The organism is Streptomyces sp. NPDC005576, assembly GCF_042871745.1.
In the GTDB taxonomy this organism is placed as follows: domain Bacteria; phylum Actinomycetota; class Actinomycetes; order Streptomycetales; family Streptomycetaceae; genus Streptomyces.
Window position 1 is genome coordinate 323,973 of record NZ_JBIAJC010000001.1, and the last position, 26,132, is coordinate 350,104.

General features: G+C 72.9%; 24 protein-coding genes. 18 read left to right on the plus strand and 6 right to left on the minus strand.

Annotated features, from left to right (window positions below; genetic code table 11):
• The first annotated feature begins 159 nt into the window (after positions 1 to 159).
• The 5 genes from ACFYPN_RS01450 (at position 160) to ACFYPN_RS01470 (ending at position 5,777) form a co-directional block, all read left to right on the plus strand.
• On the plus strand, positions 160 to 402 hold the full coding sequence (locus ACFYPN_RS01450; protein ID WP_358758054.1) for a hypothetical protein: 243 nt from the start codon (positions 160 to 162) through the stop codon (positions 400 to 402).
• A gap of 36 nt (positions 403 to 438) precedes the next feature.
• Entirely contained in the window at positions 439 to 1,800 is a 1,362-nt protein-coding gene (locus tag ACFYPN_RS01455; RefSeq protein ID WP_358758123.1) for an NYN domain-containing protein, read from the plus strand.
• Positions 1,801 to 2,118: 318 nt separating this feature from the next.
• Entirely contained in the window at positions 2,119 to 3,144 is a 1,026-nt protein-coding gene (locus tag ACFYPN_RS01460) for an NlpC/P60 family protein (RefSeq protein ID WP_358758055.1), read from the plus strand.
• Between the two features lie 268 nt (positions 3,145 to 3,412).
• On the plus strand, positions 3,413 to 4,474 hold the full coding sequence (locus tag ACFYPN_RS01465) for an NlpC/P60 family protein (protein WP_389296402.1): 1,062 nt from the start codon (positions 3,413 to 3,415) through the stop codon (positions 4,472 to 4,474).
• 16 nt (positions 4,475 to 4,490) lie between these two features.
• Entirely contained in the window at positions 4,491 to 5,777 is a 1,287-nt protein-coding gene (locus ACFYPN_RS01470; RefSeq protein ID WP_389296403.1) for a hypothetical protein, read from the plus strand.
• On the opposite strand, the gene ACFYPN_RS01475 is transcribed toward ACFYPN_RS01470, so the two are convergent.
• Positions 5,753 to 6,994: a glycosyltransferase 87 family protein gene (locus tag ACFYPN_RS01475; RefSeq protein ID WP_389296404.1), complete on the minus strand. Its 1,242-nt coding sequence runs from the start codon at positions 6,992 to 6,994 to the stop codon at positions 5,753 to 5,755. The two genes, ACFYPN_RS01470 and ACFYPN_RS01475, sit on opposite strands and share 25 nt — an antisense overlap.
• A gap of 204 nt (positions 6,995 to 7,198) precedes the next feature.
• Between ACFYPN_RS01475 and ACFYPN_RS01480 the strand changes: the two genes are divergently transcribed.
• Positions 7,199 to 8,341 carry a glycosyltransferase family 4 protein gene (locus ACFYPN_RS01480; RefSeq protein ID WP_389296405.1) on the plus strand — a complete coding sequence of 381 codons (1,143 nt, stop codon included), beginning with the start codon at positions 7,199 to 7,201 and terminating at the stop codon, positions 8,339 to 8,341.
• Between the two features lie 70 nt (positions 8,342 to 8,411).
• Here ACFYPN_RS01480 and ACFYPN_RS01485 read toward each other — a convergent pair whose 3' ends face one another.
• A complete protein-coding gene (locus tag ACFYPN_RS01485; protein WP_358758064.1) occupies positions 8,412 to 10,208 on the minus strand; it encodes an AMP-dependent synthetase/ligase in 1,797 nt (598 codons plus the stop codon).
• Between the two features lie 274 nt (positions 10,209 to 10,482).
• Here ACFYPN_RS01485 and ACFYPN_RS01490 point away from each other — a divergent pair, with 274 nt between their 5' ends.
• The 6 genes from ACFYPN_RS01490 (at position 10,483) to ACFYPN_RS01515 (ending at position 15,615) form a co-directional block, all read left to right on the plus strand.
• Positions 10,483 to 11,307, plus strand: coding sequence for a metallophosphoesterase (locus ACFYPN_RS01490; RefSeq protein ID WP_358758066.1), 825 nt, complete (start codon positions 10,483 to 10,485; stop codon positions 11,305 to 11,307).
• A 117-nt stretch (positions 11,308 to 11,424) separates the two neighbouring features.
• The gene (locus ACFYPN_RS01495; protein ID WP_358758068.1) at positions 11,425 to 11,874 is read left to right on the plus strand and encodes an SRPBCC family protein; all 450 of its coding nucleotides are present in this window, start codon (positions 11,425 to 11,427) and stop codon (positions 11,872 to 11,874) included.
• A gap of 4 nt (positions 11,875 to 11,878) precedes the next feature.
• Positions 11,879 to 13,126, plus strand: coding sequence for an ArsA-related P-loop ATPase (locus ACFYPN_RS01500; protein ID WP_389296406.1), 1,248 nt, complete (start codon positions 11,879 to 11,881; stop codon positions 13,124 to 13,126).
• A 136-nt stretch (positions 13,127 to 13,262) separates the two neighbouring features.
• Positions 13,263 to 13,754, plus strand: a complete 492-nt coding sequence (locus ACFYPN_RS01505; protein ID WP_389296407.1) for a DUF5304 domain-containing protein — start codon at positions 13,263 to 13,265, stop codon at positions 13,752 to 13,754.
• Between the two features lie 74 nt (positions 13,755 to 13,828).
• Positions 13,829 to 14,770, plus strand: a complete 942-nt coding sequence (locus tag ACFYPN_RS01510; protein ID WP_275494622.1) for an ROK family glucokinase — start codon at positions 13,829 to 13,831, stop codon at positions 14,768 to 14,770.
• Positions 14,771 to 14,850: 80 nt separating this feature from the next.
• Positions 14,851 to 15,615 (plus strand): endonuclease/exonuclease/phosphatase family protein, encoded by a 765-nt coding sequence (locus tag ACFYPN_RS01515; protein WP_389296408.1) that lies wholly within the window; start codon positions 14,851 to 14,853, stop codon positions 15,613 to 15,615.
• A 36-nt stretch (positions 15,616 to 15,651) separates the two neighbouring features.
• On the opposite strand, the gene ACFYPN_RS01520 is transcribed toward ACFYPN_RS01515, so the two are convergent.
• A complete protein-coding gene (locus ACFYPN_RS01520; protein ID WP_389296409.1) occupies positions 15,652 to 16,308 on the minus strand; it encodes a hypothetical protein in 657 nt (218 codons plus the stop codon).
• Positions 16,301 to 17,080: an alpha/beta fold hydrolase gene (locus tag ACFYPN_RS01525; RefSeq protein WP_358758077.1), complete on the minus strand. Its 780-nt coding sequence runs from the start codon at positions 17,078 to 17,080 to the stop codon at positions 16,301 to 16,303. The genes ACFYPN_RS01520 and ACFYPN_RS01525 overlap by 8 nt, the downstream gene beginning before the upstream one ends.
• Positions 17,081 to 17,305: 225 nt before the next feature.
• Between ACFYPN_RS01525 and ACFYPN_RS01530 the strand changes: the two genes are divergently transcribed.
• From ACFYPN_RS01530 to ACFYPN_RS01545, 4 genes are all read left to right on the plus strand, one after another.
• On the plus strand, positions 17,306 to 18,091 hold the full coding sequence (locus ACFYPN_RS01530) for a lysophospholipid acyltransferase family protein (RefSeq protein WP_389296410.1): 786 nt from the start codon (positions 17,306 to 17,308) through the stop codon (positions 18,089 to 18,091).
• 206 nt (positions 18,092 to 18,297) lie between these two features.
• Positions 18,298 to 19,521: a MacS family sensor histidine kinase gene (macS, locus tag ACFYPN_RS01535; protein WP_389296579.1), complete on the plus strand. Its 1,224-nt coding sequence runs from the start codon at positions 18,298 to 18,300 to the stop codon at positions 19,519 to 19,521.
• A 137-nt stretch (positions 19,522 to 19,658) separates the two neighbouring features.
• Positions 19,659 to 20,303: a response regulator transcription factor gene (locus ACFYPN_RS01540; RefSeq protein ID WP_358758126.1), complete on the plus strand. Its 645-nt coding sequence runs from the start codon at positions 19,659 to 19,661 to the stop codon at positions 20,301 to 20,303.
• Positions 20,304 to 20,432: 129 nt separating this feature from the next.
• Positions 20,433 to 21,437 (plus strand): 2-hydroxyacid dehydrogenase, encoded by a 1,005-nt coding sequence (locus ACFYPN_RS01545; RefSeq protein WP_358758079.1) that lies wholly within the window; start codon positions 20,433 to 20,435, stop codon positions 21,435 to 21,437.
• 142 nt (positions 21,438 to 21,579) lie between these two features.
• Here the strand turns inward: ACFYPN_RS01545 and ACFYPN_RS01550 are convergent, their stop codons facing one another.
• Positions 21,580 to 23,475 carry an anthranilate synthase family protein gene (locus ACFYPN_RS01550; protein ID WP_389296411.1) on the minus strand — a complete coding sequence of 632 codons (1,896 nt, stop codon included), beginning with the start codon at positions 23,473 to 23,475 and terminating at the stop codon, positions 21,580 to 21,582.
• Positions 23,476 to 23,734: 259 nt separating this feature from the next.
• Between ACFYPN_RS01550 and ACFYPN_RS01555 the strand changes: the two genes are divergently transcribed.
• Both ACFYPN_RS01555 and ACFYPN_RS01560 read left to right on the plus strand, forming a co-directional pair.
• Positions 23,735 to 25,081, plus strand: a complete 1,347-nt coding sequence (locus ACFYPN_RS01555; protein WP_358758128.1) for a class II 3-deoxy-7-phosphoheptulonate synthase — start codon at positions 23,735 to 23,737, stop codon at positions 25,079 to 25,081.
• Between the two features lie 164 nt (positions 25,082 to 25,245).
• Complete coding sequence (locus ACFYPN_RS01560; protein ID WP_358758082.1) at positions 25,246 to 25,521, plus strand: (2Fe-2S)-binding protein; 276 nt, start codon at positions 25,246 to 25,248, stop codon at positions 25,519 to 25,521.
• Between the two features lie 43 nt (positions 25,522 to 25,564).
• On the opposite strand, the gene bfr is transcribed toward ACFYPN_RS01560, so the two are convergent.
• Positions 25,565 to 26,044, minus strand: coding sequence for a bacterioferritin (bfr, locus tag ACFYPN_RS01565; protein WP_358758084.1), 480 nt, complete (start codon positions 26,042 to 26,044; stop codon positions 25,565 to 25,567).
• Between the last annotated feature and the right edge of the window lie 88 nt (positions 26,045 to 26,132).

Genomic DNA, 26,132 nt, shown 5'->3' on the forward strand with positions numbered 1-26,132 from the left:
GGGCCGGGCCGCCTCGCCGTGCCGGTGGCGGGGCACGAGGCCGTAGGGTTGCCCCAGGACACCCGCAGTTCGACGGCGCACCGCGAGATCCTTGAGGCAGGACAGGACGGGGCTCGGTCCGGGACGGCACGAGGCCCGACGACGAAAGAGGACGGCACGATGACGACGGTTCCCCAGCCGACCGACGCGACCCGCTGGCGCTGCACGCTCTGCGGGAACCTCACTCGTTTCGACGTGACGCGGTCGTCGAAGGTGGTGGAGTACATCCACCTCGACCTGGCCGGTGAGGCCAGCGTCGAAGAGCGGGAGGTCGTCAGTGAGACGATCGAATCGGTGCGCTGCCGCTGGTGCAACGCGGTGGACCAGATCGAACTGGTGGACAGGCCAGGTGCCGACTCCTGACGGAGTCGCACCACAGACACGATGGGGTGACGGATGGTGGAGCAGCCGACCAACGGCGCTGATCCGGCCGATGGGGCCGACGGCGCCGTCGAGGCGCTCGACCGCCCGCTGCCCGAGGGAGTGCGGCGGCGGGTCGTCGCGCTGGTCTCGGACGCCTTCGGGGGTCTGACGGTCGGCGAGCTGCCCGCCCAGTTGCGGCAGTATGCCCGCTTCACCCCCACCCGGCGGGCCAAGTTCGCCGGAAACGCCATGGCCGCGGCCCTGGAGGGCGACGCGCGTTTCCGCGGGCGCATCGGCGAGCGGATCGCGGCGGCCCAGCCGGAGCTGGCCCGCGCCCTGGAGAGCGGCGCACCCCCGGCCGCCGCCGATCCGGTGGACGTCGCCGCCGCCGCCTACGTGCTGCGCCCCGTCGGCTGGGTCAAGCTGGTGCAGGCGGCCGGCGAGGAGGTCCAGCGGGCCAGTGCGGAGCGCGTCGACGACGAGACCCGGCGCGAGACGGAACGCCTGCGCGAGGAGCTGGCTCAGGCGCGCGGCCAGACGAAGGCCGACACCGAGCGGCTCCGCGCCGAACTCGACGCCGCCCGCAAGGAGTCCGAGTCGCTCCACCGCAAGCTGCGCAGCGCCCTCAGCGAGGTCAAGCGCCACGAGGCCGCGCTGCGCCGGGCCGCCGCGGAGGCGGACGCCGTACGCGCGGAGGCGGCGGCACAGGTCTCCCGTGCCGAAAGCGAGACCCGGCGGCTCAAGACCCGCCTGACGGAGGCCGAGACGGCCGTGGAGACGGGCCGCAGGGCCGCCCGCGAGGGCCGTTCGGTCGAGGACATGCGGCTGCGGCTGCTGCTGGACACCGTGCTCGACGCCGCCGCGGGGCTGCGCCGCGAACTCGCGCTGCCGCCCGCGACGTCCCGTCCCGCAGACGGGGTGGACGCGGTCGAGCCGGGCCGGATGTCGCCCAAGGACATCGCCGCGCGGGCGCTTTCGGAGACCGATCCGGCGTTGCTGGACCAGCTCCTGGCCCTGCCCCAGGCGCACCTGATCGTCGACGGCTACAACGTCACGAAGACCGGCTACCCGCAGATGCCCCTGGAGAAGCAGCGGTTGAGACTGCTGGGCGGCCTCTCGATGCTCGCCGCGCAGACCGGCGCCGAGATGACCTGCGTGTTCGACGGGGCGGAGCTCGCCGTGCCGGTGCTGCTCGCGCCGCCCCGCGGAGTCCGGGTGCTCTTCAGCAAGGCCGGGGTGACCGCCGACGAGCTGATCCGCCAACTGGCCCGTGCCGAACCCCAGGGACGCCCCCTCGTGGTGGTCTCCACCGACCGGGAGGTGGCGGACGGGGTGGCCAAGGTGGGTGCCAGGCCCGTCGCGTCCGCCTTGCTCCTGAAGCGGCTTTCGCGCGTCTGAGGGCTGTCCCGGTGTGGGCGGCATGCTGCGCTTCAGCTGCTTTTCGGCCGTAATCCGGAGTACGTACCGTCAACTTCCGGCCACACGCGGTGCGTCGACGGTGCGCGAGGGCCGAATGTGACGAAGATTTACCGACGAGGATTTGAACTGATCACAGCTTGGTCACTAGGGTCGGGCCTCGAACCTTCGCACGGTTGATCACTCATTCGGGGTGACGGCGAAGGAACCGCCGAGTCCGTGACGTACGGAGCCGGGTCGTTCCGGGTGCACTGCCCTCCGGTCTGGTAGGCGGCTCTGAGGAAGAAGGAGCTCGCCTTCGTGGCGTCCCACCGTCGACCCAAGCAGCCGAGCCGCGCTCGGGTGACCGTGCTCACCGCGACCGCCGCGGCCGCCGTCGCCCTGTCCGCCCAGGCCGCGCACGCCGACCCCAAGCCCACCAAGGCCGAGGTCAAGGAGAAGGTCGACAAGCTCTACGACGAGGCCGAGGCCGCCACCGAGAAGTACAACGGGGCCAAGGAGCAGCAGGAGAAGCTGAAGAAGGAGGTCGACGCCCTCCAGGACAAGGTCGCGCGCGAGCAGGCCGACCTCAACAGCCTCCGCGGCGAACTCGGTTCGATCGCCACCGCGCAGTACCGCTCCGGTGGCATCGACCCCTCCGTACAGCTCTTCCTCGCCTCGGACCCGGACAGCTTCCTCGACCAGGCTTCCGCGCTCGACCAGATGACGGCGAAGCAGACCGAGTCGCTGGAGAAGATCCAGGCCAAGCAGCGCACCCTCGCCCAGGAGCGCAAGGAGGCCGAAGGGAAGCTCTCCGAGCTCTCCGAGGTCCGCGACGCCCTCGGCGCGAACAAGAAGAAGTTCCAGAAGAAGCTCGCCGACGCGCAGGCCCTGCTGAACACCCTCACCACCGCCGAGCGTCAGAGGATGGCCGACCAGGACGCGCGCGCCAGCCGCTCCGCCGGTACCCGCGTCGACCTGGGCAACGAGGTCCCCGCCTCCGCCCTCGGCGCCGCCGCCCTCGCCAACGCCGCCACGCAGATCGGCAAGCCGTACGTCTCCGGCGGCACGGGCCCCAGCTCCTTCGACTGCTCGGGCCTCACGCAGTGGGCCTACGCCCAGGCCGGTGTGGCGATCACCCGCACCACGTACACGCAGATCAACCAGGGCACCCAGATCGGCCGCAGCTCGCTGAAGCCGGGCGACCTGGTGTTCTTCAACAACACCTCGCACGTCGCCCTGTACGCGGGAAACAACACGGTGCTGCACGCCCCGCACCCCGGTGCCTTCGTCCGCTACGAGTCGATGGACACCATCGGCAGCTTCCAGGTCGGCGTCCGCATCTGAGGCCCGCCCGGCCCTCGCCCGACGGAGCTCGCCCGACGCCCGAACGGGCGAATCGGTACACCCCCGCACGACGCCCCGCCCCGACGGAGACCGAGGTCACCGCCGGGGCGGAGTCATTTCGCCCCCGCGCGCGGCCCGCGCGGTCCTTGGCCGGGTGTGACCGGACGACTACTGTCTGTCTGCTGTGCGGCCTCCGTCCGTCGTCCCGCCCGTCCCGGGCGGCAGGGGGCCGCGTGCGCACGCGCGCAGCGGAAGGAGTACGACCCCCGTGGTGTCCCATCGCCGTCCCCACCAGTCCGGCCTCAACCGGGGTGTCCGCGCCACGGTCCTGACGGCGGCCGCGGCGAGCGCCGCCGCCGGTCTCACCGGGGCGCCCGCGAGCGCGGAGCCGGTGCACGACCGGGAGGCCACCCGGGCCCGTATCGACCAGCTGTACGGCGAGGCGGAGCGGGCGACCGAGGAGTACAACCGGGCCGGCGAGGAGACCGACCGCCTCCGCGACGAGGTCGGCCGGGCCCAGGAGGCCGCCGCCCGCACCCGGGCCGCCCTCAACGGGATGCGCGGGGACCTCGGCGCCCTCGCCGGGGCGCAGTACCGCGCCGGCTCCCTCGACCCCGCCCTGGCGCTGCTCTTCTCCTCGGACCCGGACACCTACCTCGACCGGGCCGCCACCCTCGACCGGCTCGGCGCCCGCCAGTCGCTCGCACTCGACAAGCTCCGCCGGACCCGCCAGAAGATGGACCAGATCCGCGCCGAGGCCGCGGACGACCTGCGGGACCTGGAACGCGGCCGGGCCGCCGTGGCCCGCCACAAGCGCACCGTCGAGTCGAAGCTGGCCGAGGCCCGCCGGCTGCTGGCCGCCCTTCCGCCCGAGGAGCGCGCCGCCTTCGGCGACGACGCGTCCCGCTCCGGCGGTCCCCCCGGCCCGGGCGGCGCCGACGGGCCGGCGGCACCGCCGATCGCCACCGAGGGCCTTCCCGGCTCGGCGAGGGCACTGGCAGCCCTGGCCGCCGCCCGGCAGGCCCTGGGGCGCCCGTACGTCTGGGGAGCCAACGGCCCGGGCAGCTTCGACTGCTCCGGACTCATGCAGTGGGCCTACGCCCGCGCGGGCGTCAGCCTGCCCCGCACCTCCCAGGCCCAGCGGTACGCCGGCCGCATGGTGCCGCTCTCCCAGGCGCTCCCCGGCGACCTCGTCGCCTACCGGGCGGACGCCAGCCACATCGCCATGTACGCCGGGAACGGCCGGGTCATCCACGCCCCGTACCCGGGCGCCCGGGTCCGCTTCGACCCCGTCGGCATGATGCCCGTCTCCTCGGTCACCCGGGTCTGACCGTACGATCGGCGCGATGGCACGACTCGCGCCGCTCCGGCCCCCCGCGTGGCGGGGCCGCCCCCGCACCCGGCGTGCGGCGGCCGCCCCGCTCCTCGGGCTGCTCCTCGCCGGACTGCTGTCCGCCGGAGGCTGCGCCGCCGCCCCGGACCGCACCGCTGACTCCGCCACCGCCCGGCAGATCACCGACGTCCTCGACCGGCGGGCCGCAGCCGTCCTGCACCAGGACACCGCCGGCTACCTGGACGTCGTCGACCCGGACGCCGCCGCCCTGCGTACCGCCCAGCGCACCGAACTGGCCGCCCTGGCGCAGGTACCCCTGCGCTCCTGGACGTACACCGTGAAGGCGGTGACCGAGCGGGGTGCCGACCGGGCCACCGCGGACGTGGAGCTGGCCTACCGCGTCGCGGGCTTCGACACCGCCCCCGCGACCGCCCGCCGCACCCTGGAGGTCGCCCGGGACGGCTCGGGCGGGTCCTGGTACCTCACGGCGGACCGGCCCGCGAAGGACGCGGCCGTACCGCTCTGGGACCAGGGCCCCGTGGTCGTGGTGCACGGCACCCACAGCCTGGTCCTCGGCGTCGGCCGCCCGGCGAAGGAACTGCGCGAGATCGCGGAGACCGCCGACCACGCCGTCCCCGCGGTCTCCGCCGCCTGGCCGGACCCCTGGGCGGCACGGGCGGTCTACCTCGTCCCGGCCTCCACCGAGGACATGGCGCGGCTCCTGGGCTCGTCGGACGGAAGCTACCGGGGAATAGCGGCGGTCACCACCGGCGCGGTCTCCAGCGGCGAAGGGCAGCCGGGCCTCGCGGACCGGGTCGTCGTCAACCCCGAGGCGTACGCCACCCTCGGCACCTTCGGCCGCCGGGTGGTCCTCACCCACGAGACCACCCACGTGGCGACCCGCACCGCCACCACCGCGGCCACCCCGCTCTGGCTCTCCGAAGGGTTCGCCGACTGGGCCGCGTACCGGCGGGAGGACCGGACGGCCGACGAGATCGCTCCCGAACTCGCCACCGCCGTCCGCGCCCGCGACCTGCCCGCCGCATTGCCCCTGGACGACGACTTCGCCTTCGACCGGGACGCGGACGAGCTGGCACGGGCGTACGAGGGCGGCTGGCTCGCCTGCGCGCTCATCGCCGGGGAGTGGGGCGAGGACGCGCTCACCGACCTCTACCGGGCGGTGGGGGCGCACGGCGGACGCGAGGGGGCGGTGGACACGGCGATGGAGAAGGTACTCGGCGTCGGCGAGCGGGAGTTCACCACCCGCTGGCGGGACTACCTCGCCGACCGGCTCGGCTGAGGCACCCGCTCCCCGGGTTCCGCCGCCACCACCGGGGCGGCCGCCCGTCCGGTGGAGCGCCACAGCCGCGTCGCCGCGATCAGCGACGCCGCGACCAGCAGGCCGTTCCGTACGAGGAGCAGGGCCACGCCCGTGCCGTCGCTCGCCACCACGTGCCCGAAGCCGAGCGGGAACTCCAGGAAGGTCACCGGGCAGGCCAACAGGACCAGGCACGCGGGCCGGGCCATCCGGCCGGCCGGGAAGACCAGGCAGACCGCCGCGAGACCGACCAGCCACACCAGGTACTGCGGACTGATCACCCGGCTCGTCGTCGTGAAGAGCAGCACCGCGGTGAACGCCGCGTCCGCCGCGGTGTGCGCCGCGAAGGTACGCGCCCGCAGCCGCCACACCACCAGCCAGCCGAACCCCGCCACGCTCAGCCAGAGCGCCAGGGACGACACCAGGTCCACCCCCGGGCCGAGGAACTCCATCGAGCCGTAACTCAGCTCGATCCGCCCCGGCCAGCCGGACCACCGGGCCAGATGGAGCGCCAGACCGCCCAGCGACTCGATCTCGGTGCCCCGGTCGCGCTGGTACGCGAGGAACTCGAACGCCCCCGGCATCGCCAGCCAGAACCCCGCTGCCACCACCCCGGCCGTCACCGCCGCCGCAGACCAGGCGCGTCGGGTCACCCGTCCCGGGGCGGTCCCCAGCAGCACCAGCACCGGCCACACCTTCAGCAGCGCCCCGAACGCCGCCAGCGCCCCCAGCACCCTCGGGCGGCGCACTCCGGCCAGCAGCCCCGCCACCGCGACCGCCGTCACCATCAGGTCGTACCGGGCGTAGGCGGTCGGGCCCAGCAGCGGTACGCCCGCCACCCAGACCCAGGCACCCGCGCGCCGGGACCCCGGCCGAGAGCCCGCCCGCAGCAGCACCCCCACCACCAGCGCGTCGCAGACCAGCACGAGCACGGAGAACGCCGTCGCGTACTCCAGGAAGGGCAGCAGCGCGGGGGAGAGGACCGGCAGCGCCGCCGCCGGCGGGTACTGCCAGGTGATATCGCCCGCCGGGAAGACCCCGGTGCGCAGCACGTCGTACCAGCCCCGGTAGATCACCGAGACGTCCACGGTGACGTCCAGCCCGGGGGCGGTGACCACCTTCAGCACCCAGAGCAGCAGAAGCGCCCTGGTCAACCCCCAGACCGCGAGGAGTCCCCCCGCTCCGGCCCGTCCCGTCATGGCGCTCCTGCCCCTCGATCCGTCGTCCGGATCATGCCGGGCCCGCATGCGACCCGAACCGGACGACGGACCTCGTGCCGTACGCCCGGTCAGCCATGATGCCGGGCCCGGCGGTGCGCGGGACTCAGGCGCGGCCGGTCGCCCGGGGCCGTTCCCGGCAGGTGACGGCCCGTCGCACGCGGTCGTCCGTTACTGTCGGCGGCGATGGACAAGACCCTGATCGTGACCAACGACTTCCCGCCCCGCCCCGGTGGCATCCAGGCCTTCCTGCACAACATGGCGCTCCGGCTCGACCCCGGACGGCTCGTCGTCTACGGCTCCACCTGGAAGCGGACCGAGGAGGGCGTACGGGCCACCGCCGACTTCGACGCCGAACAGCCCTTCACCGTCGTCCGCGACCGCACGACGATGCTGCTGCCCACCCCCAGGGTCACCCGGCGCGCGGCCGGACTGCTGCGGGAACACGGCTGCACCTCCGTGTGGTTCGGTGCCGCCGCCCCGCTCGGGCTGATGGCTCCCGCGCTGCGCAGGGCCGGGGCCCGCCGCCTCGTCTCCACCACCCACGGCCACGAGGCGGGCTGGGCGCAGCTCCCCGCCTCCCGGCAACTGCTGCGCCGCATCGGGGAGGGCACCGACACGATCACCTACCTCGGTGAGTACACCCGGTCCAGGATCGCCGCCGCGCTCACCCCCGAGGCCGCGGGCCGCATGGTGCAACTCCCGCCCGGCGTCGACGAGAAGACCTTCCACCCGGCGTCCGGCGGCGACCGGGTCAGGGCCCGGCTGGGGCTCACCGACCGGCCCGTCGTCGTCTGCGTCTCCCGGCTGGTGCCGCGCAAGGGCCAGGACACCCTGATCCTCGCGATGCCCGCGATCCTCGCCCGCCACCCCGACACCGTGCTGCTGGTCGTCGGCGGCGGGCCGTACGCCAAGGACCTGGAGCGGCTCGCCGCCGACACCGGGGTGAGCGAGTCCGTCCGCTTCACCGGCGCCGTGCCCTGGGACGAGCTCCCCGCCCACTACGGCGCCGGCGACGTCTTCGCCATGCCCTGCCGGACCCGGCGCGGCGGCCTGGACGTGGAGGGCCTCGGCATCGTCTACCTGGAGGCATCGGCGACCGGACTGCCGGTGGTGGCGGGCGACTCCGGCGGGGCGCCCGACGCGGTCCTGGACGGCGAGACCGGGTGGGTGGTCCGCGGCGGCGACGCCGAGGACACCGCCGACCGGATCACCACCCTGCTCGGCGACCCCGAACTCCGCCGCCGGATGGGGGAGCGGGGGCGCGAGTGGGTCGAGGAGAAGTGGCGCTGGGACCTGCTCGCCGAGAGGCTCCGCACGCTGCTCTGACCCCGTGCACCACGGAAGAGGCCCGCACGCTCCTGATCGCGTGCGGGCCTCTCCGGCGTGCTGCGGGGGGTCAGCCGCCGTAGATCGACTCGATCTCGTGGGCGAAGTCCTTGGCGACGACGTTCCGCTTCAGCTTCAGCGAGGGCGTGATGTGTCCCGCCTCCTCGGTGAGCTGGGCGTCCAGTACACGGAACTTGCGCACCGACTCCGCCTTGGAAACCGCCGCGTTCCCGTCGTCCACCGCCCGCTGGACCTCCGCCAGCAGCTCGGGGTCCTCGCGCAGCGAACGGGCCGTCGAACCGGCGGGCTTGCCGTGCTCCGCGGCCCAGCGGCCGAGGAACTCCTCGTCCAGGGTGACCAGCGCGCCGACGAAAGGCCGCCCGTCGCCCACCACCATGCACTCGGCGACCAGGGCGTGGGCGCGGATGCGGTCCTCGATCACGGCGGGGGCGACGTTCTTGCCGCCCGCCGTCACGATGATCTCCTTCTTGCGGCCGGTGATCGCGAGGTAGCCGTCCTCGTCCAGGGTGCCGATGTCACCGGTGTGGAACCAGCCGTCGGCCAGTGCCTCGGCGGTCGCCGCCTCGTTCCCCCAGTACCCCCCGAAGAGGTGCTCGCCGTGGAGCAGGACCTCGCCGTCGTCGGCGATCCGCACGACGGACCCGGGCAGGGGCTGGCCGACCGTACCGATCTTCGGCCGGTCCCACGGGTTGAAGGCGGTGGCCGCACAGCTCTCGGTGAGGCCGTAGCCCTCCAGGACGGTGAAGCCGATGCCCCGGTAGAAGTGGCCGAGCCGCTCGCCGAGCGGGGCGCCGCCGGAGATCGCGTACTCGCCGCGGCCGCCCAGCACCGCGCGGAGCTTGCCGTAGACGAGCCGGTCGAAGAGCCGGTGCCGGAGCCGCAGCCCGAGGGAGGCGCCCTTCGGGGTGCTCAGCGCCTGGCTGTAGGCGATGGCCGTCGCCGCGGCCCGGTCGAAGATCCGGCCCTTGCCGTCGCCCTGCGCCTTGGCGCGGGCCGCGTTGTAGACCTTCTCGAAGACCCGCGGGACACCGAGGATCAGCGTCGGCCGGAAAGAGGCCAGCTCGTCGGTGAGGTTCTTGATGTCCGGTACGCAGCCGAGCTTGATCGGCGCCATCACGGCCGCCACCTCCACCAGCCGGCCGAAGACGTGCGCGGTGGGGAGGAAGAGCAGCACCGAGCACTCGCCGGTGCGGAAGAGGGGCTTCAGCCGCTCCACGACGTTCCCGCACTCCGCGAAGAAGCTGCGGTGGGTGAGCACGCAGCCCTTGGGGCGGCCGGTGGTCCCGGAGGTGTAGACGATGGTGGCCGGGTCGTCGGCCTTCGCCGCGGTCGTCCGCGCGTCCACGGTCTCCTCGGAGACCTCCGCGCCGGCCGCGGTCAGTTCGTCCACCGCGCCCCCGTCGATCCGCCAGACCTGTTCGAGATCCGGCAGCGCCCCCCGGACGGAGGCGACCGAGGCGGCGTGGGCGTCGCTCTCCACGATCACCGCGACGGCGCCCGAGTCACCCAGGATCCACTGGACCTGTTCCGCCGAGCTGGTCTCGTACACCGGTACGGTCACGGCACCCGCGGTCCAGATCGCGAAGTCGAGGAGAACCCACTCGAAGCGGGTGCGCGACATCAGGGCGACCCGGTCGCCCGGCTGGACGCCCGAGGCGATGAGGCCCTTGGCGACGGCTCTGACCTCGGCCAGGAACTGGGTCGCGGTCACGTCGGTCCATACTCCGGCCACCTTGCGGCTCATCACCGCGGTGGCGGGATGCTGAGCGGCGTTGCGGCGGATGAGATCCGTCAGGTTGCCGTCCGTCGGGACCTCGTACAGGGCCGGAAGGCTGAACTCGCGCAAGACTGCTGCTCCTCATCGGGCTCCGGTGCCACGGCTCTGTGTGACGCACCGGAACGGTCCACGATTGGCAGGTGCTCAGTGGGGTGAGCACGACTGGACTGCCCGGACGTTACCCACCGGTAGTGCTTCCGGATAGAGCAGCAGGACAGATGTCTTATGCATCACATACAGAGGCCGTCGTTCCCGGAACCCTAGACCACCCCCCTCAGGACTCGGAAGTAACCGCAGGTCCGAGGCCCTGTTCAGGCCGCGGGGCCGTGGTTAGGGTGATCGCATGCGTGCAGGAGGAGAGCGAGCGACGGGAGCCCCGGGAGCGGCCTCCCGCCGGACCCGCGGTACCCGGGTTCACGTGGTGAGCGACGTGCACGGCAACACCGGGGCGCTGGCCCGCGCCGGCGACGGCGCGGACGCCCTCGTCTGCCTCGGCGACCTGGTGCTCTTCCTCGACTACGCCGACCACTCGCGCGGCATCTTCCCCGAGCTGTTCGGTGTGGAGAACGCGGACCGCATCGTGGCGCTGCGCACCGCCCGCCGCTACGAAGAGGCCCGCGACTTCGGCCGCGAGCTCTGGGCCGGCCTGGACCGCAACGCCGCCATCCTCGGCGCGGTCCGCAAGCAGTACGCCGAGATGTTCGCGGCCATGCCGACCCCGACGTACGCCACCTACGGCAACGTGGACGTCCCCACCCTCTGGCCCGAGTACGCCGGGCCCGGCACCACCGTGCTGGACGGCCAGCGCGTGGAGATCGGCGGACGGGTCTTCGGATTCGTCGGCGGTGGGCTCAGAACCCCGATGAACACACCGTTCGAGGTCAGCGACGAGGAGTACGCCGCGAAGCTGGAGGCGGTCGGCGAGGTCGACGTCCTCTGCACCCACATCCCGCCCGAGGTGCCGGAACTCGTCTACGACACCGTCGCCCGCCGCTTCGAACGCGGCAGCCGTGCCCTGCTGGACGCGATCCGACGCACCCGCCCCCGGTACGCCCTCTTCGGCCACGTCCACCAGCCCCTGGCCCGCCGGATGCGGATCGGCGCGACCGAGTGCGTCAACGTCGGACACTTCGCCTCCACCGGCAAGCCGTGGGTGCTGGAGTGGTGAAAGGGCGTCCGGGCCCGCGAGGGACGCCCGCGCGGGACGTCCACCCGCACGCGATAGCCTGCACCCGGCAGGCTCCTGCCGAGAACGGACCGGCACAGCGCATGGAGGGCCACGGCGATGGCTGAACACACCAGCTCGAGCATCACGATCGAGGCGGCACCGGCCGACGTGATGGGCGTGATCGCCGACTTCGCCCGCTACCCGGAGTGGACCGGCGAGGTGAAGGAGGCCGAGGTGCTGGCCACCGACGACCGGGGCCGCGCCGAGCAGGTCCGCCTGGTCCTCGACGCCGGAGCCATCAAGGACGACCACGTCCTCGCCTACACCTGGAACGGCGACCACGAGGTCAGCTGGAGCCTCGTGAAGTCCCAGATGCTGCGCGCGCTCGACGGCACCTACGCGCTGGCGCCCCTGGCCGGCGGCGAGCGCACCGAGGTCACCTACCGGCTCGCCGTCGACGTCAAGATCCCGCTCCTCGGCATGATCAAGCGCAAGGCGGAGAAGGTCATCATCGACCGCGCGCTGGCCGGTCTGAAGAAGCGCGTCGAGTCCTCCCCCCAGGGCTGACCCGGTGCGCACGGTCCTGGTCACCGGGCCGGGCGGCGCCGGCACCACCACGGTCGCGGCGGCCACCGCACGGGCCGCGGCCCGGACCGGCCGCCGCACCCTCCTGGTCACCCGCGACCGGATGCCCGGTGGCCTCGGCTTCCCGGACGAACCCGGGCCCGTCCCCGCGGACGACCTCCTGGACCACGCGCGGACCGACTCCGGCGCCCACTTCCGCGCCGAACTCCTCGCCCTCCAGGAACGCGCCTCCGCCGTCTTCGACCTCCTCGGCGCCGGCCGCATGGATGCCGAGGAACTCACCGAGCTCCCCGGCAGTCCCGAACTCGCGCTCCTCCACACCTTGCACCGGGCCGCCGCCGGCGACTGGTCCCAGGCCGGATACGACACCCTCGTCGTCGCCCTGCCGCCCCTCCCCGAGGCCATCGCCCTGCTCGCCCTCCCCGCCCAGCTCCGCCGCTACCTGCGCCGGCTGCTGCCCCCGGAACGGCAGGCCGCCCGCGCGCTGCGCCCGGTGCTCGCCCAGCTCGCCGGCGTTCCGATGCCCGCGCAGTGGCTGTACGCCGCCGCTGCTCGCAAGGACGCCGAACTCGCCGAGGTCGAGGCGCTGATCGAGGACCGCTCCACCACCCTCCGGCTGGTCGCCGAGCCGGGACCCGCCGCCGAGGATGCCCTGCGCGGCGCCCGCACCGGCTTCGCGCTGCACGGACTGCGCGCCGACCTGCTGGTCGCCAACCGGGTGCTGCCGCGCCACAGCGCCGACCCGTGGTTCGCCGGACTCGCCGCCCAGCAGGAGAAGACCCTCACCCGCTGGTACGAGGACCGGGCACCGGACGACGCGGTCGCACGCACCACGGTCCCCGGCGAGGCGCTCTACGAGGCCCCGCACCTCGGCCACGACCCGCGGGAACCCGGGGACCTGGACCTGCTCGGCATTCCCGCCCCGGACGACCGCCCGGCCGGCCGCGCCGACGACCCCTGGTGGACGGAACGGGCCGCCCCACCCGGCGGATCGGACGGATCGGACGGCGCCGAGGGGTTCGTCTGGTGCCTGCCGCTGCCCGGAGCGGTCAAGTCCGGTCTGCGGCTCGTCCGCCGGGGCGACGAGATCCTCCTCGCCGTCGGCCCCTTCCGTCGCAGCGTGCGCCTGGATTCCGCGCTCCGCCGTTGCTCGGTGTCCGGGGCGGCCCTCCGGGACGGTGTGCTGCGCGTCCGCTTCACCCCCGACCCGTCGCTCTGGCCGCGCACGCCCTGACGGACGGCCGGCCGGCGAGGGGGCGGCCCCGACCGCGTCCGCCCCGCACGTACGCGCACGCCCGCGCACGCCCTGAACGGACGACCTCCGTTCGGGTAACGTCGGTAGTACGTCACCCGCCTCGCAGGAGCCCGCCATGAGTGAAGCCAACGATCGTCCCGTCGACGGCGACGCGTGGGCCGATGCCTGCGCCGAGGACCTGGAGGCGGAGAAGGCCCGCCGCCGCGCCACCTACGGGCCGCCGCCCGCCTCCGCCGCAGAGGAGCTGCGCAAGCTGGTCGACGCCGTGGCCGGCAAGCTCGGCTCGTTCTCCTCGCCGCTGCTCGGCACCGCCGCCCAGGGCGCGGTGCAGCAGGTCATCCAGCAGGCCAAATCGGCGGTCGAACCGGTCATCGAGCGCAATCCGGAGATCTTCGACCACCTCGCCGCTGCCGGCAACGAACTGCTGGCCGCCTACCGTTCCGCCGTCGAGGGCCAGGAGGGCCGCTGGACGCGGACCACCGAGGGCGCCTCCGGCGGAGCTCCCCGCCCCACCGACACGCCCGGACGGGCCGCCGACGACCCGTCCGACCCCCGGGACGGGTCGTCGGGGGGGTCGCCGGCGGGCGAACACATCGACCTGGACTGAACCCTGGCCGGAAATTCCGGCTGCCTTCTCGGGTACGGTTGACCCAGCGGGGCTCGACCGGAACTGAGGGATTCATGGGACTCACCATCGGCGTCGATATCGGCGGCACGAAGATCGCGGCTGGAGTGGTCGACGAAGAGGGCCAGATCCTCTCGATGTTCAAAGTACCGACCCCGCCGACGGCCTCGGGCATCGTCGACGCCATCTGCTCGGCCGTGGCCGGTGCGAGCGAGGGACACACCGTCGAGGCGGTCGGCATCGGCGCGGCCGGTTACGTCGACGACAAGCGCGCGACCGTGCTCTTCGCCCCCAACATCGACTGGCGCCACGAGCCGCTCAAGGACGAGGTCGAACAGCGTGTCGGCCTCCCCGTCGTCGTCGAGAACGACGCGAACGCCGCGGCCTGGGGCGAGTACCGCTTCGGGGCGGGCAAGGGCCACGACGACGTCATCTGCATCACGCTCGGCACCGGTCTCGGTGGCGGCATCATCATCGGCAACAAGCTGCGGCGCGGACGCTTCGGCGTAGCGGCCGAATTCGGCCACATCCGGGTCGTCCCCGACGGTCTGCTCTGCGGCTGCGGCAGCCAGGGCTGCTGGGAGCAGTACGCCTCCGGCCGCGCCCTCGTGCGGTACGCCAAGCAGCGCGCCAACGCGACCCCGGAGAACGCCGCCGTCCTGCTGTCGCTCGGCGACGGCACGGTCGAGGGCATCGAGGGCAAGCACATCAGTGAGGCCGCCCGCCAGGGCGACGCGGTGGCCATCGACTCGTTCCGCGAGCTGGCCCGCTGGGCCGGTGCGGGCCTGGCCGACCTGGCCTCCCTCTTCGACCCGTCCGCCTTCATCGTCGGCGGCGGAGTCTCCGACGAGGGCGAGTTGGTGCTCGACCCGATCCGCAAGTCGTTCCGCCGCTGGCTGATCGGTGGCGAGTGGCGTCCGCACGCCCAGGTCCTCGCCGCACAGCTCGGCGGCAAGGCCGGCCTGGTCGGCGCCGCCGACCTGGCCCGCCAGGGCTGAATCACCGCACCACGGTCATCACGACGGACGCCCGCCGCGCCCCCAGGGGCACGGCGGGCGTCCGTCGTAGGGTGGCCCGCATGGTTCTGACGCCGCTGCCCTCCTCCCGTACCGAGGACGACGGGTCGGCCGTCGTCCGCGTCCTCGGCTACAACGTCCGCTCCCTGCGCGACGACCCCGCCGCACTCGCCCGCGTCATCCGCGCCTGCGCCCCCGACCTGGTGTTCGTCCAGGAGGCACCGCGGTTCTTCCGCTGGCGCAAGGCCGCCGCCCGGCTCGCCGCCGCGACCGACCTGGTCGTCCTCTCCGGCGGCGCCACCGCCGCCGGCCCCCTGCTGCTCTGCTCCCTGCGCGCCACCGTCGAACGCACCGAGGACGTCCTGCTGCCGCGCACCCCCGGAGAGCACCGCAGGGGCCTCGCCACGGCGGTGGTCCGGATCGCCGGCACCCGGCTCGGCGTCGTCAGCTGCCATCTGAGCCTGCGGCCCGACGAACGCCGCGCCCAGGCGCGGGCGCTGCTGGAGCGGGTGGAGGCGATGGGCGTGGAGCACGCGGTGGTGGGCGGCGACCTCAACGAGGTGCCCACCGGCGGGGCGTTCCGGCTGCTCGCAGGGCGGCTCAGGGACGGCTGGGAGGTCCGGCCGTGGGGAGGGGAGCACACCTTCCCGTCCGACGGGCCGGTGCGCCGCATCGACGCCGTCCTCGCCACCGACGGCATCGAGGTCCTCGGCTGCGGGGTGCCTGCCGGGCTGCCCGGCGTCGACGAGGCCGACCTGCGGGCGGCCACCGACCATCTGCCGGTGCTGGCCGCCCTCCGGGTCCCCGCGGCGCGGGGCGGCGGCTGAGAGCCCGCCGATCCGCCGTCCCGCCGGTTCACCGGCTCAGACGACGGCGCCGTGCCCCGGGTCGCCCAGGTCCTCGTCGTCGTGCGGCATCCGGGCCACCAGCGTCGCGCAGCCGCCGAGGAACCCGCCGATGCAGACGGTCGTCAGCCACCAGGTCATCTCCCAGCCCAGCAGCACCGCGAGGAGCATCAGCACCGGCGAGCCGACGACCCCGAGCCAGGCGAACTTCGACGTGGCGTCCGCCTCCGGGAGCGGCGGTGGCTCCGGCGGCACGAAGTGCCCCTCGGTATCGGCGTCGCCCTCGCCGGAAGCCCCGTCCGGCAGCACATGGTCGCGGGGACCGCCCACGCCGGGGGCGAAGGTCACCGAACTGCCCAGCCCGCTCTTTCCGTTGCCCTTGTCCGCCGGGCCGTCGGGCCGGGCGTCGTCGTCCAGCTGATTGATCTGGTCCTCGTCGAGCAGGGCGAGATCCTCCACGGACTTGAAGGGCTTGGCGCCCGGCGGGTCCGGCGGCTCCTCGCCGTAACCCGCGACGATCGCCGCCCAGGCGGCGTCCTCGTCCAGCGGGCGCACGTCGTCCGGGTGCGCCTCGTCCGTGCTCCCGGGAAGCCCGGGTGCGGCGGTCTGCCCCTCCGCCTGCGGCGGTTCGCGCTCCTCGTCACTGCCCGTGCGATCCGCGTCCTGCTCAGCCACCGGACGTACTCCCCTTCTCCGCGACGCCGGATGCGAGACGGGCGAGGAACCGTTGGCTCTCGTCGAAGATCCGCTCCGCGTCATGGTCCAACGTCGCGACGTGGTAACTCTGTTCCAGCAGCACCTCCTCGACGTCTCGCGAGGACACCCTGCTGAGGACGCGGGCCGTGTCGGCGGGCGGCACCACATGGTCCTGCGAGCTGTGGAGCAGCAGCAACGGCTGCGTCACCTGCGGGAGTTCGGCGTCGACGATCCGAAGGAACCGGCGCAGCGAGTGGGCGGAGTGCAGCGGGACCCGGTCGTAACCCACCTCGCGACCGCCCTCCAGCGCGATGTCGCCGGCCAGGCCCGCCGTCGTCCGGACGAGGTGGCGGGCGACCGGCAGGGCGTACGCGGACAGGCCGTGCACCTTGTTCGCCGGGTTGACCAGCACCAGACCGGCGACCGCGTCGCCGTGCCGCGCGGCGAGCCGCAGCGCCAGCGCCCCGCCCATGGAGAGGCCGAAGACGAAGACCCGCGCACACCTCTCGCGCAGTACCCGCAACTCCCGGTCCACCTCGGCGTACCAGTCCTGCCAGCCGGTGACCGCCATGTCCTCCCAGCGGGTTCCGTGCCCCGGCAGCAGCGGCAGCGACACGGTGTACCCGCGCGCGGCCAGGTAGTCGGCCCACGGGCGCAGCGACTGGGGCGATCCGGTGAAGCCATGACAGAGAAGGACGCCGACCTCTCCGCCCTCGTGGCGGAACGGCTCGGCTCCAGGGAGGACCGGCACCGGTGACTCCTGTTCGTGTGGCTGGGCTCGGGCGGGGGAGTGTTCGGGGGCTTGCGAGGGGGGCGTACGGGGCACCCGCGAGAAGAATGACTTCACCGTACGCGACCGGGCCGACACCGACCAGGGCCGTCGCGCCGCCGGCCCGGGGCAGCGCCCCGCACCGCGCGGGGGCGGCGGGCCGCGCGCGGGTAGGGTCGGTGACACAGGACACAGGAGGCACCCGAGTTGATCTACGGCGCGATGCACTTCTCCCTCGGGGGATCCTTGAAGCTCGCCTTCAGGCCGTGGGTCGAGGGACTGGAGAACATCCCCCTCACCGGCCCGGCGATCCTCGCGAGCAACCATCTCTCCTTCTCCGACTCCTTCTTCCTGCCGGCCGTGCTGGACCGCAAGGTCATCTTCATCGCCAAGGCCGAGTACTTCACCGCCCCCGGGGTGAAGGGCAAGCTCACCGCGGCCTTCTTCAAGGGCGTGGGCCAGCTGCCCGTGGACCGCTCCGGGGCCAGGGGCGCCGGCGAGGCCGCGATCCGGGCGGGCATCAAGGTGATCGAGGACGGCGGGCTGTTCGGCATCTACCCCGAGGGCACCCGCTCGCCGGACGGCCGCCTCTACCGCGGCAAGCCCGGCGGCCTCGCCCGGGTGGCGCTGGCCACCGGCGCGCCCGTCATCCCGGTTGCGATGATCGACACGGAGAAGATCCAGCCGCCCGGCCAGAAGATTCCCAAGCTGCTGCGTCCGGGCATACGGATCGGCAAGCCGCTGGACTTCTCCCGCTACCAGGGCATGGAGGGCGACCGGTTCATCCTGCGTTCGCTGACGGACGAGGTCATGTACGAGATCATGAGGCTCTCCGGTCAGGAGTACGTGGACGTCTACGCGACGGCCGCCAAGCGCCGGATCGCGGACGAGGCCAAACAGGCCGCCCAGGAACAGAAGCAGGCCGCGCTGGAGCAGAAGCACGTGGCGAGGGACGGGAAGCAGCGTTCGACGGAACGACCGCCCACACCGTAGCGGTTGTCACCGGCGGACGGTGGGGCGAGCCGGTGGCCCGGGGGACGGACGCCTGCCGGGCGGCAGGCGTCCGGGGACGACAGGCGTCCGCGGGCGACACACCCCGCGGGCAACGGGCGTCCGCGGCAACGGCAACGGCAACGGCAACGGCAACGGTGGAGAGAATGGTCCGGCCGATGGGGGCGCGGACCACGGGGGTGGGGGAGATGGCCGGACGCGAGCGGGTCGTACGGATGTCGGTCGAGCAGCCCATGTGGCGCGCGCTCACCGCGTACCGGGTGCTGACGACGCTCTACGCCCTGACGCTGGCGGTGATGGGCCGCGCGGAGTTCGAACGGCCCGTGGTTGCCTTCGGGTTCCTCGCCGTGATGACGGTGTGGACGCTGCTCACCCTGCCCCGGGTGGCCAACGCGGCGAGCTGTACGAGGCCGTTCCTCGGCGCGGACCTGGTGGTGGCGCTCGCCGGCATCCTGCTCACCCCGGTCGCCGATCTCGACGCCCACCGCATCGACGGGTCGACCCTGCCGTCGATCTGGACCGCCGGTGCGGTGCTGGCCTTCGCACTGAAGGGCGGCTGGCGGTGGGCGGCCTTCGCGTCCACGCTCGTCGCCGTCGCCAACATCGTCGAGCGCGGCGAGCCCAGCCGGGACACCTTCCACAACGTCCTGCTGGTGTGGGTCGCCTCGATAGCGATCGGCTACGTCGTCGAGGTCGCCCGGGCCAGTGAGCGCACCCTCGCCCGCGCCCTGGAGATCGAGGCCGCGACCCGGGAGCGGGAGCGGCTCGCCCGCGACATCCACGACAGCGTCCTCCAGGTGCTCGCCATGGTCCAGCGCCGGGGCAACGCGCTCGGCGGCGAGGCGGCCGAACTGGGCCGGATGGCCGGAGAACAGGAGATCGCCCTGCGCACCCTCGTCTCCAGCGGCCTGCTGCCCGCGACCCGGGTCTCCGAAGACGCCTCGCTCGGCGCCGTGGTCCGCACGGTCGCCCCGGAGGAGATGCCCGCCGACGCTCCCGACATCGATCTGCGGACCCTGCTCGCCCCGCACGCCGGCTCCAAGGTCAGCTTCGCGGAGCCGGGAGCCCCGGTTCTGATGCCGGCCGCCGAGGCGCGGGAGCTGGCCGCCGCCACCGGCGCCGCCCTGGACAACGTGCGCGCGCACGCCGGGGAGGGTGCGCACGCGTGGATCCTGGTCGAGGACGAACCCGGCGAGGTGGTCGTCACGGTCCGGGACGACGGACCGGGCATCCCGGAGGGGCGGCTGGCCCAGGCCGAGGGCGAGGGCAGGCTCGGTGTGGCCCTCTCCATACGCGGACGCCTCCGCGATCTGGGAGGCACGGCCGAGGTGATCTCCGTGCCGGGGCAGGGCACGGAGGTCGAGTTGAAGGTTCCGAAAGTCCCACGGGGGAAGGCAGGATCGATCCGATGAGTACACCCACAGCGCCGGGCGCACCGAACACGGCGGCCGCACCGAACACGGCGGCCGCACCGAACACGGCGGCCGCACCGGACACGGCGGGCGCGCCGGGGCCGCGGACGCACAACGACACCACGGTCGTCAGGGTCATGGTGGTCGACGACCACCCGATGTGGCGCGACGCCGTCGCCCGCGACCTCGCCGAGGCCGGCTTCGACGTCGTCGCGACCGCGGGCGACGGCCCGCAGGCCGTCCGCCGGGCCCAGGCGGTCCGGCCCGACGTCCTCGTGCTCGACCTGAACCTGCCGGGCATGCCCGGTGCCCAGGTCTGCAAGGAACTCGTCGCCCACCATCCCGGCCTGCGGGTGCTGGTGCTCTCCGCCAGCGGGGAGCACGCCGACGTGCTGGAGGCGGTGAAGTCCGGAGCCACCGGCTATCTGCTCAAGTCGGCCAGCACCCAGGAGCTGATCGAGGCGGTCCGCTCCACGGCGGTCGGCGACCCCGTCTTCACCCCCGGGCTGGCCGGGCTCGTCCTCGGCGAGTACCGCAGGCTCGCCTCCGACCCGGCCCCGGCGGCCCCCGACGATCCGAAAGCGCCGCGCCTGACCGATCGGGAGACCGAGGTGCTCCGGCTGGTCGCCAAGGGACTGTCGTACAAGCAGATCGCCGAGCGCCTGGTGATCTCGCACCGCACGGTCCAGAACCATGTCCAGAACACCCTCGGCAAGCTCCAGCTGCACAACCGGGTGGAGCTGGTCCGTTACGCCATCGAGCGCGGCCTGGACGACGTCTGAGCCGGGCCGGGGATGCCTGCCGGGGCGGCTTCCGCCCCGGCGGGCCGCCGAGCGGCGCGCTCCCGGCCGGAGCCGTATATTCGCGGTGACCGGGTCATGTGCCGTACCGCAGCACCTACGGGAGATGTCGTGGAAATCCTGGCATTCGGTGTGCAGGCCGACGAGAAGCCCCTGATCGAGAAGGCGTTCGCCGGGAAGCACGAGGTCCGCTGCCTGGAGGTGTTCCTCACCCCGGACACGGCGGCCATCGCCGCGGGGTACGAGATCATCTCCACCAGCGTCAACGCCGATCTCGGCCCCCGGTCCCTGGAGATCCTGGCGGCGGGCGGCACGCGGATGATCGCCCAGCGCTCCACCGGCTTCAACAACATCGACTTGGACGTCGCCGCCCGCCTCGGTCTGCGCGTCGCCCGGGTCTCCTACTACTCGCCCCACTCCGTCGCCGAGTTCGCCTGGACCCTGGCGATGGCGGTGAACCGCAAGGTCATCCGCGCGGCGACCCGTACCCGCGACTTCGACTTCCGGCTCGCCGGACTCCTCGGCCGGGACATGCACGGCCGGACGGCGGGCGTGATCGGGACCGGCAAGATCGGCGAGGCGTTCACCCGGATCGCCCACGGCTTCGGCATGAACCTGCTCGGCTGGGACGTCGCCGAGAACCCCGCCTGCGTGGAGCTGGGCATGCGGTACGTCGAGAAGGACCAGCTCTTCGCCGAGGCGGACCTCGTCAGCCTGCACGTCCCCCTGCTGCCCGCGACCCATCACCTCATCGACCAGCGGGCGATGGCGCTCATGAAGCGCGACGCGATCCTCGTCAACTCCAGCCGCGGCGGACTGGTCGACACCCGCGCACTCGTCACTGAACTCCGCTCGGGCCACTTCCTGGGCGTCGGACTCGACGTGTACGAGGAGGAGGCCGGACTCTTCTTCCTCGACAAGTCGCTGGAGGGCATCGACGACGACACCCTCGCCCGGCTGCTGACCTTCCCCAACGTCCTGGTCACCTCCCACCAGGCGTACTACACCGAGGACGCCGTCGGACAGATCATCGACGCCACGGCCGCCAACGTGGACGACTACCTCTCCGGACGCCGCGGCGAGAACGTCCTGGTGCCGGCTTCCCCGCAGGCCTGAGCACGCAGGGATGAGCGTGCAGGCTTGAGCACGCAGGGATGAGCGTGCAGGTTTGAGCGTGCAGGGATGAGCACGGCGGGGGAACCGGAACCGTGCCGAACCCCCGGGCAGGGCGCGGCGCGGTTCCGGTTCCCGCGCGCTTTCAGCCGCGTACCGGCAGCCCCGCCAGCAGCTCGGTGACGATCGCCGAGCCCCGCAGCGTCAGCACCGACTCCGGGTGGAACTGCACCGAGGCGAACCCGTCGCCGCGCAGGGCGTACAGCTCGCCGGTGGCGCCGTCCCGGCTGACCTCGATGCCGTGCGCGCCCAGCTCACTCGCGGCCGCGTCGTCGCACCGCGCCGCGTAGCTGTTGTAGAAGCCCACGGTCTCCGGCCGGCCGAACAGCTCGATCCGTGTCTGCGCCCCCTGGTGGGGCTCCGCCTTCCGCACCACCTCCAGGCCGAGCTCCGCCGCGATCAGCTCATGGCCCAGGCACACACCCAGCAGCCCGTCCCGGTGGTCGCGCACCAGCTCCGCCGCGACCGAGCGCAGCAGCAGCATCTTGGCGTCGGACGGATCGCCGGGGTCGCCCGGCCCGGGGCCCAGCACCACCGGGCCCCGGTGCGCCCGGACGGTCTCCCGCAGCCCGGGAGCGTCGAACCTGAGCACCGACACGTCGAGCCCCGAGGCGCGCAGCAGGTGCGCCAGCATCGAGGTGAAGGTGTCCTCGCCGTCCACCACCAGCGCGTGGCCCGACATCGCGTGCGTCCGCTCCTGCATCCGCAGCCAGAACGGCGCCAGCCCGCCCCGCCGGTCGTCCAGCGCCGACTGCACCCGGGGATCGGTCGCCAACGGCTGCCCGGTCCGCTCCTCCCGGCGCCGGCCGGGACGCACCCCGAGGGCCGCCAGCACCCCGGCCGCCTTGGCGTGGGTCTCCGCGACCTCGCCGTCGGGGACCGAGTGGCGTACGAGGGTGGCGCCCACCGCCACCGCGAGGCCGCCGTCGGCCGCGATGTCTGCGGTACGGATCAGGATCGGCGAGTCGAGCGTCTGGGCGCCGTCGGCGTCCTGGCGCAGGAGCGCCAGCGCCCCGCTGTAGTAGCCGCGCCCGGTGGGCTCGTACCGCTGGATCACGCGGCACGCGTTCTGCACCGGGGAGCCGGTGACGGTCGCCGCGAACATCGTCTCCTTCAGTACCTCCCGCACGTCCAGCGTCGACTTCCCGCGCAGCTCGTACTCGGTGTGCGCGAGATGGGCCATCTCCTTCAGCCGGGGGCCGACCACCACCCCGCCCATGTCGCCGACCGTGCACATCATCTTCAGTTCCTCGTCGACGACCATGGAGAGCTCCTCGGTCTCCTTGCGGTCGCCGAGGAAGTCCAGCAGGTTCTCGACGGTCGGTCCCCCCTCCGGGTAGCGGTAGGTCCCGCTGATGGGGTTCATCACCACCGTGCCGCCGGACATCCGCACGTGTACCTCGGGGCTCGCCCCGACCAGGGTCCGCCCCCGGGGACCGCCGGTGTGCACCACGAAGGTCCAGTACGCCCCGCGCTCGCCCTCCAGCAGTCTGCGGAAGAGCGCGAGCGCGTCCGCCCGGCCGTACCCGGGGATCTCGCCCCGGAAGGTGCGCCTGATCACGAAGTTCGCGCCCTCGCCGCGCCCGATCTCGTCCTCGATCACCCGGCGGACGATCCCCGCGTACTCCTCGTCCGGCACGTCGAAGGCGCCGCCCGTCACCCGCACCTCGTGCGGGGGCAGCGCCGCGAGCACCTCGGCGAGCGGCAGCGCGTACGCCTCGTCGGCGACCAGGACCGCGAGCGGCGTCCCGTCGTCGGTCACGTCGAAGCCCCGCTCGGCGATCTGCCGGTACGGCACCAGGGCCAGCGAGGGAAGCTCGCCCACCGGCAGGTCGGCGAGGCGTGCCACCTTCCGGACCTCGCCGGTCAGCACCTCCACCGTGTCGTGGTCGTGACCGGGCGTGCGGCGGCGCAGCAGGGCGAAGGGCGGGGCGTCGTCCTGGAGGAGGCGGTGGACGAGCGGGGCGGCGCGGTGCGGCATGAGGAGTTCCTTCCAACAGGGAGGAACGGCTCCGCGAACGCGGAAAAGGCCGCCCCTCGGGGCGGCCTTCGCGAGATGTTCAGCGCGAACTGTCAGCGGGCCGCCGGCGAGCGGGCCACCACCAGTTCTGGGTCGTGTGCGTGAACATCGTGAACATGGGGCGATCCTAGCGGTGCGCACTGTCACGCGAGCAAGCGTCTCAACTATTGAGCGACCGGATGGACGCGTCGCGTAACCACGTAATGTGGTCGCCGTGACCGTGAACGCCAATACCTCCGCCGCCGGTGGCAACACCTGGCGAGACCTTCCCGCGGCGCAGCAGCCCGAGTACCCCGACTCCGAGGCGCTGCGCGATGTACTCGCGGACCTCGCGTCGTATCCGCCGCTCGTCTTCGCCGGCGAGTGCGACCAGCTGCGCGCCCGCATGGGAGCCGTCGCCAAGGGCGAGGCGTTCCTGCTGCAGGGCGGCGACTGCGCCGAGGCATTCGACGCCGTGTCCGCCGACCACATCCGGGCCAAGCTGAAGACGCTGCTCCAGATGAGCGCCGTCCTGACCTACGCGGCGGCCGTCCCGGTCGTCAAGGTGGGCCGCATCGCCGGGCAGTACTCCAAGCCGCGCTCCAAGCCGACCGAGACCCGCGACGGCGTGACCCTGCCGACCTACCGCGGCGACTCGGTCAACGGCTTCGAGTTCACCGAGGCCGCGCGCATCCCGGACCCCGACCGCCTGAAGCAGATGTACCACGCGTCCGCTTCCACGCTGAACCTCGTCCGGGCCTTCACCACCGGCGGCTACGCCGACCTGCGCCAGGTGCACGCCTGGAACCAGGACTTCGTACGGTCGTCCCCCTCGGGGCAGCGCTACGAGGCGCTGGCCCGCGAGATCGACAACGCCATGAACTTCATGAAGGCCTGCGGCACCGACCCGGCCGAGTTCAAGGCGGTCGAGTTCTACTCCTCGCACGAGGCCCTGCTGCTGGACTACGAGACGGCGCTGACCCGCACCGACTCGCGCACCGGCGAGCTCTACAACACCTCCGGCCACATGGTCTGGGTCGGTGAGCGCACCCGCCAGATGGACGGCGCCCACATCGAGTTCGCCTCCAAGATCCGCAACCCGATCGGCATCAAGCTCGGCCCGACCACCTCCGTCGACGAGGCACTCGGCTACATCGACCGCCTCGACCCCGAGCGCGAGCCCGGCCGGCTGACCTTCGTCGTCCGCATGGGCGCCGACAAGGTCCGCGACAAGCTGCCCGAGCTGGTCGAGAAGGTCACCGCCTCCGGAGCGGTCGTCGCCTGGGTCACCGACCCGATGCACGGCAACACCTTCGAGGCCGCCTCCGGCCACAAGACGCGCCGCTTCGACGACGTCCTGGACGAGGTCAAGGGCTTCTTCGAGGTGCACAAGGGCCTGGGCACCCACCCCGGCGGCATCCACGTCGAACTCACCGGTGACGACGTGACCGAGTGCGTCGGCGGCGGCCACGAGATCCTCGTGGACGACCTGCACCAGCGCTACGAGACGGCCTGCGACCCGCGGCTCAACCGCAGCCAGTCGCTCGATCTGGCCTTCCTCGTCGCGGAGATGTACCGCGACCAGTAGCCGGGAAGACCGCGTGACGCGCCCGTGGGGCACGGATCCATGTGATCCGTGCCCCACGGGCGTTCCGGGGCTTTTGCCCACCGGTTCCAATGGGTAAGGTAAGGGTTGCCTCACCGCATCGGGAGGTGTTCCGGTGTTCGCACACCCCCGGAGAGGTGAACCGCATGTACGTCTGCTCCTGCTTCGGCGTCACCGAGCAGCAGGTGAAGCAGCATGCGGCGGCCGGGGCGTGCACTCCCCGGCAGATCGCCTCGGTCTGCAAGGCCGGCACCGACTGCGGGGGCTGCGTCCGCCGCATCCAGGCGCTGCTGGGCCGGGGCGAGTGCCCGCGCCGCGAGCTGCTGGAGCGCCGCGCGGACTCGTTGGTGGCCTCCGTGGGGCTGCCGGAGCTGCCGGACGCCGCCAATCCGCTGGACACCGCGTTCCCCGAAGCGGCCTGACCGGACTCGTGCGGCGTCCCGCGCTCCTTGGTCGTCGGGGTCGTCAGCCCTCCGGCTGTTCGATCTGCTGGGCGATGTAGAGGGGCTCGCCGAGCTTCTCCACCAGCTCCAGCTGAGTGTCCAGGTAGTCGATGTGGTGCTCCTCGTCCTCCAGGATCGACTCGAAGATGTTGGCCGAGGTGATGTCGCCCTTGGCCCGCATGACCTCGATGCCGCGCTTGAGGCGGTCGATCGCCTCCACCTCCACCTGGCGGTCCGCCTGGAACATCTCCGTCACCGTCTGCCCGACACGTACGTGGAAGAGGCGCTGGTAGTTCGGCAGGCCGTCGAGGAAGAGGATCCGGTCGGTCAGGAGCTCCGCGTGCTTCATCTCGTCGAACGACTCGGCCCGGGTGTACTTGGCGAGCTTCGTCCAGCCGAAGTTGTCCTGCATCTTCGCGTGGAGGAAGTACTGGTTGATGGCAGTCAGTTCGGCAGTCAGCTGTTCGTTCAGGAACTCGATGACCTCGGGGTCGCCCTGCATCGCAGAGGCTCCTTCCAACCGTGTACCGGACAGTTGCGCCGATCCTCGCACCGCGCCCCCCGGCCGTCCAGTAAGTACATGCTTAGTA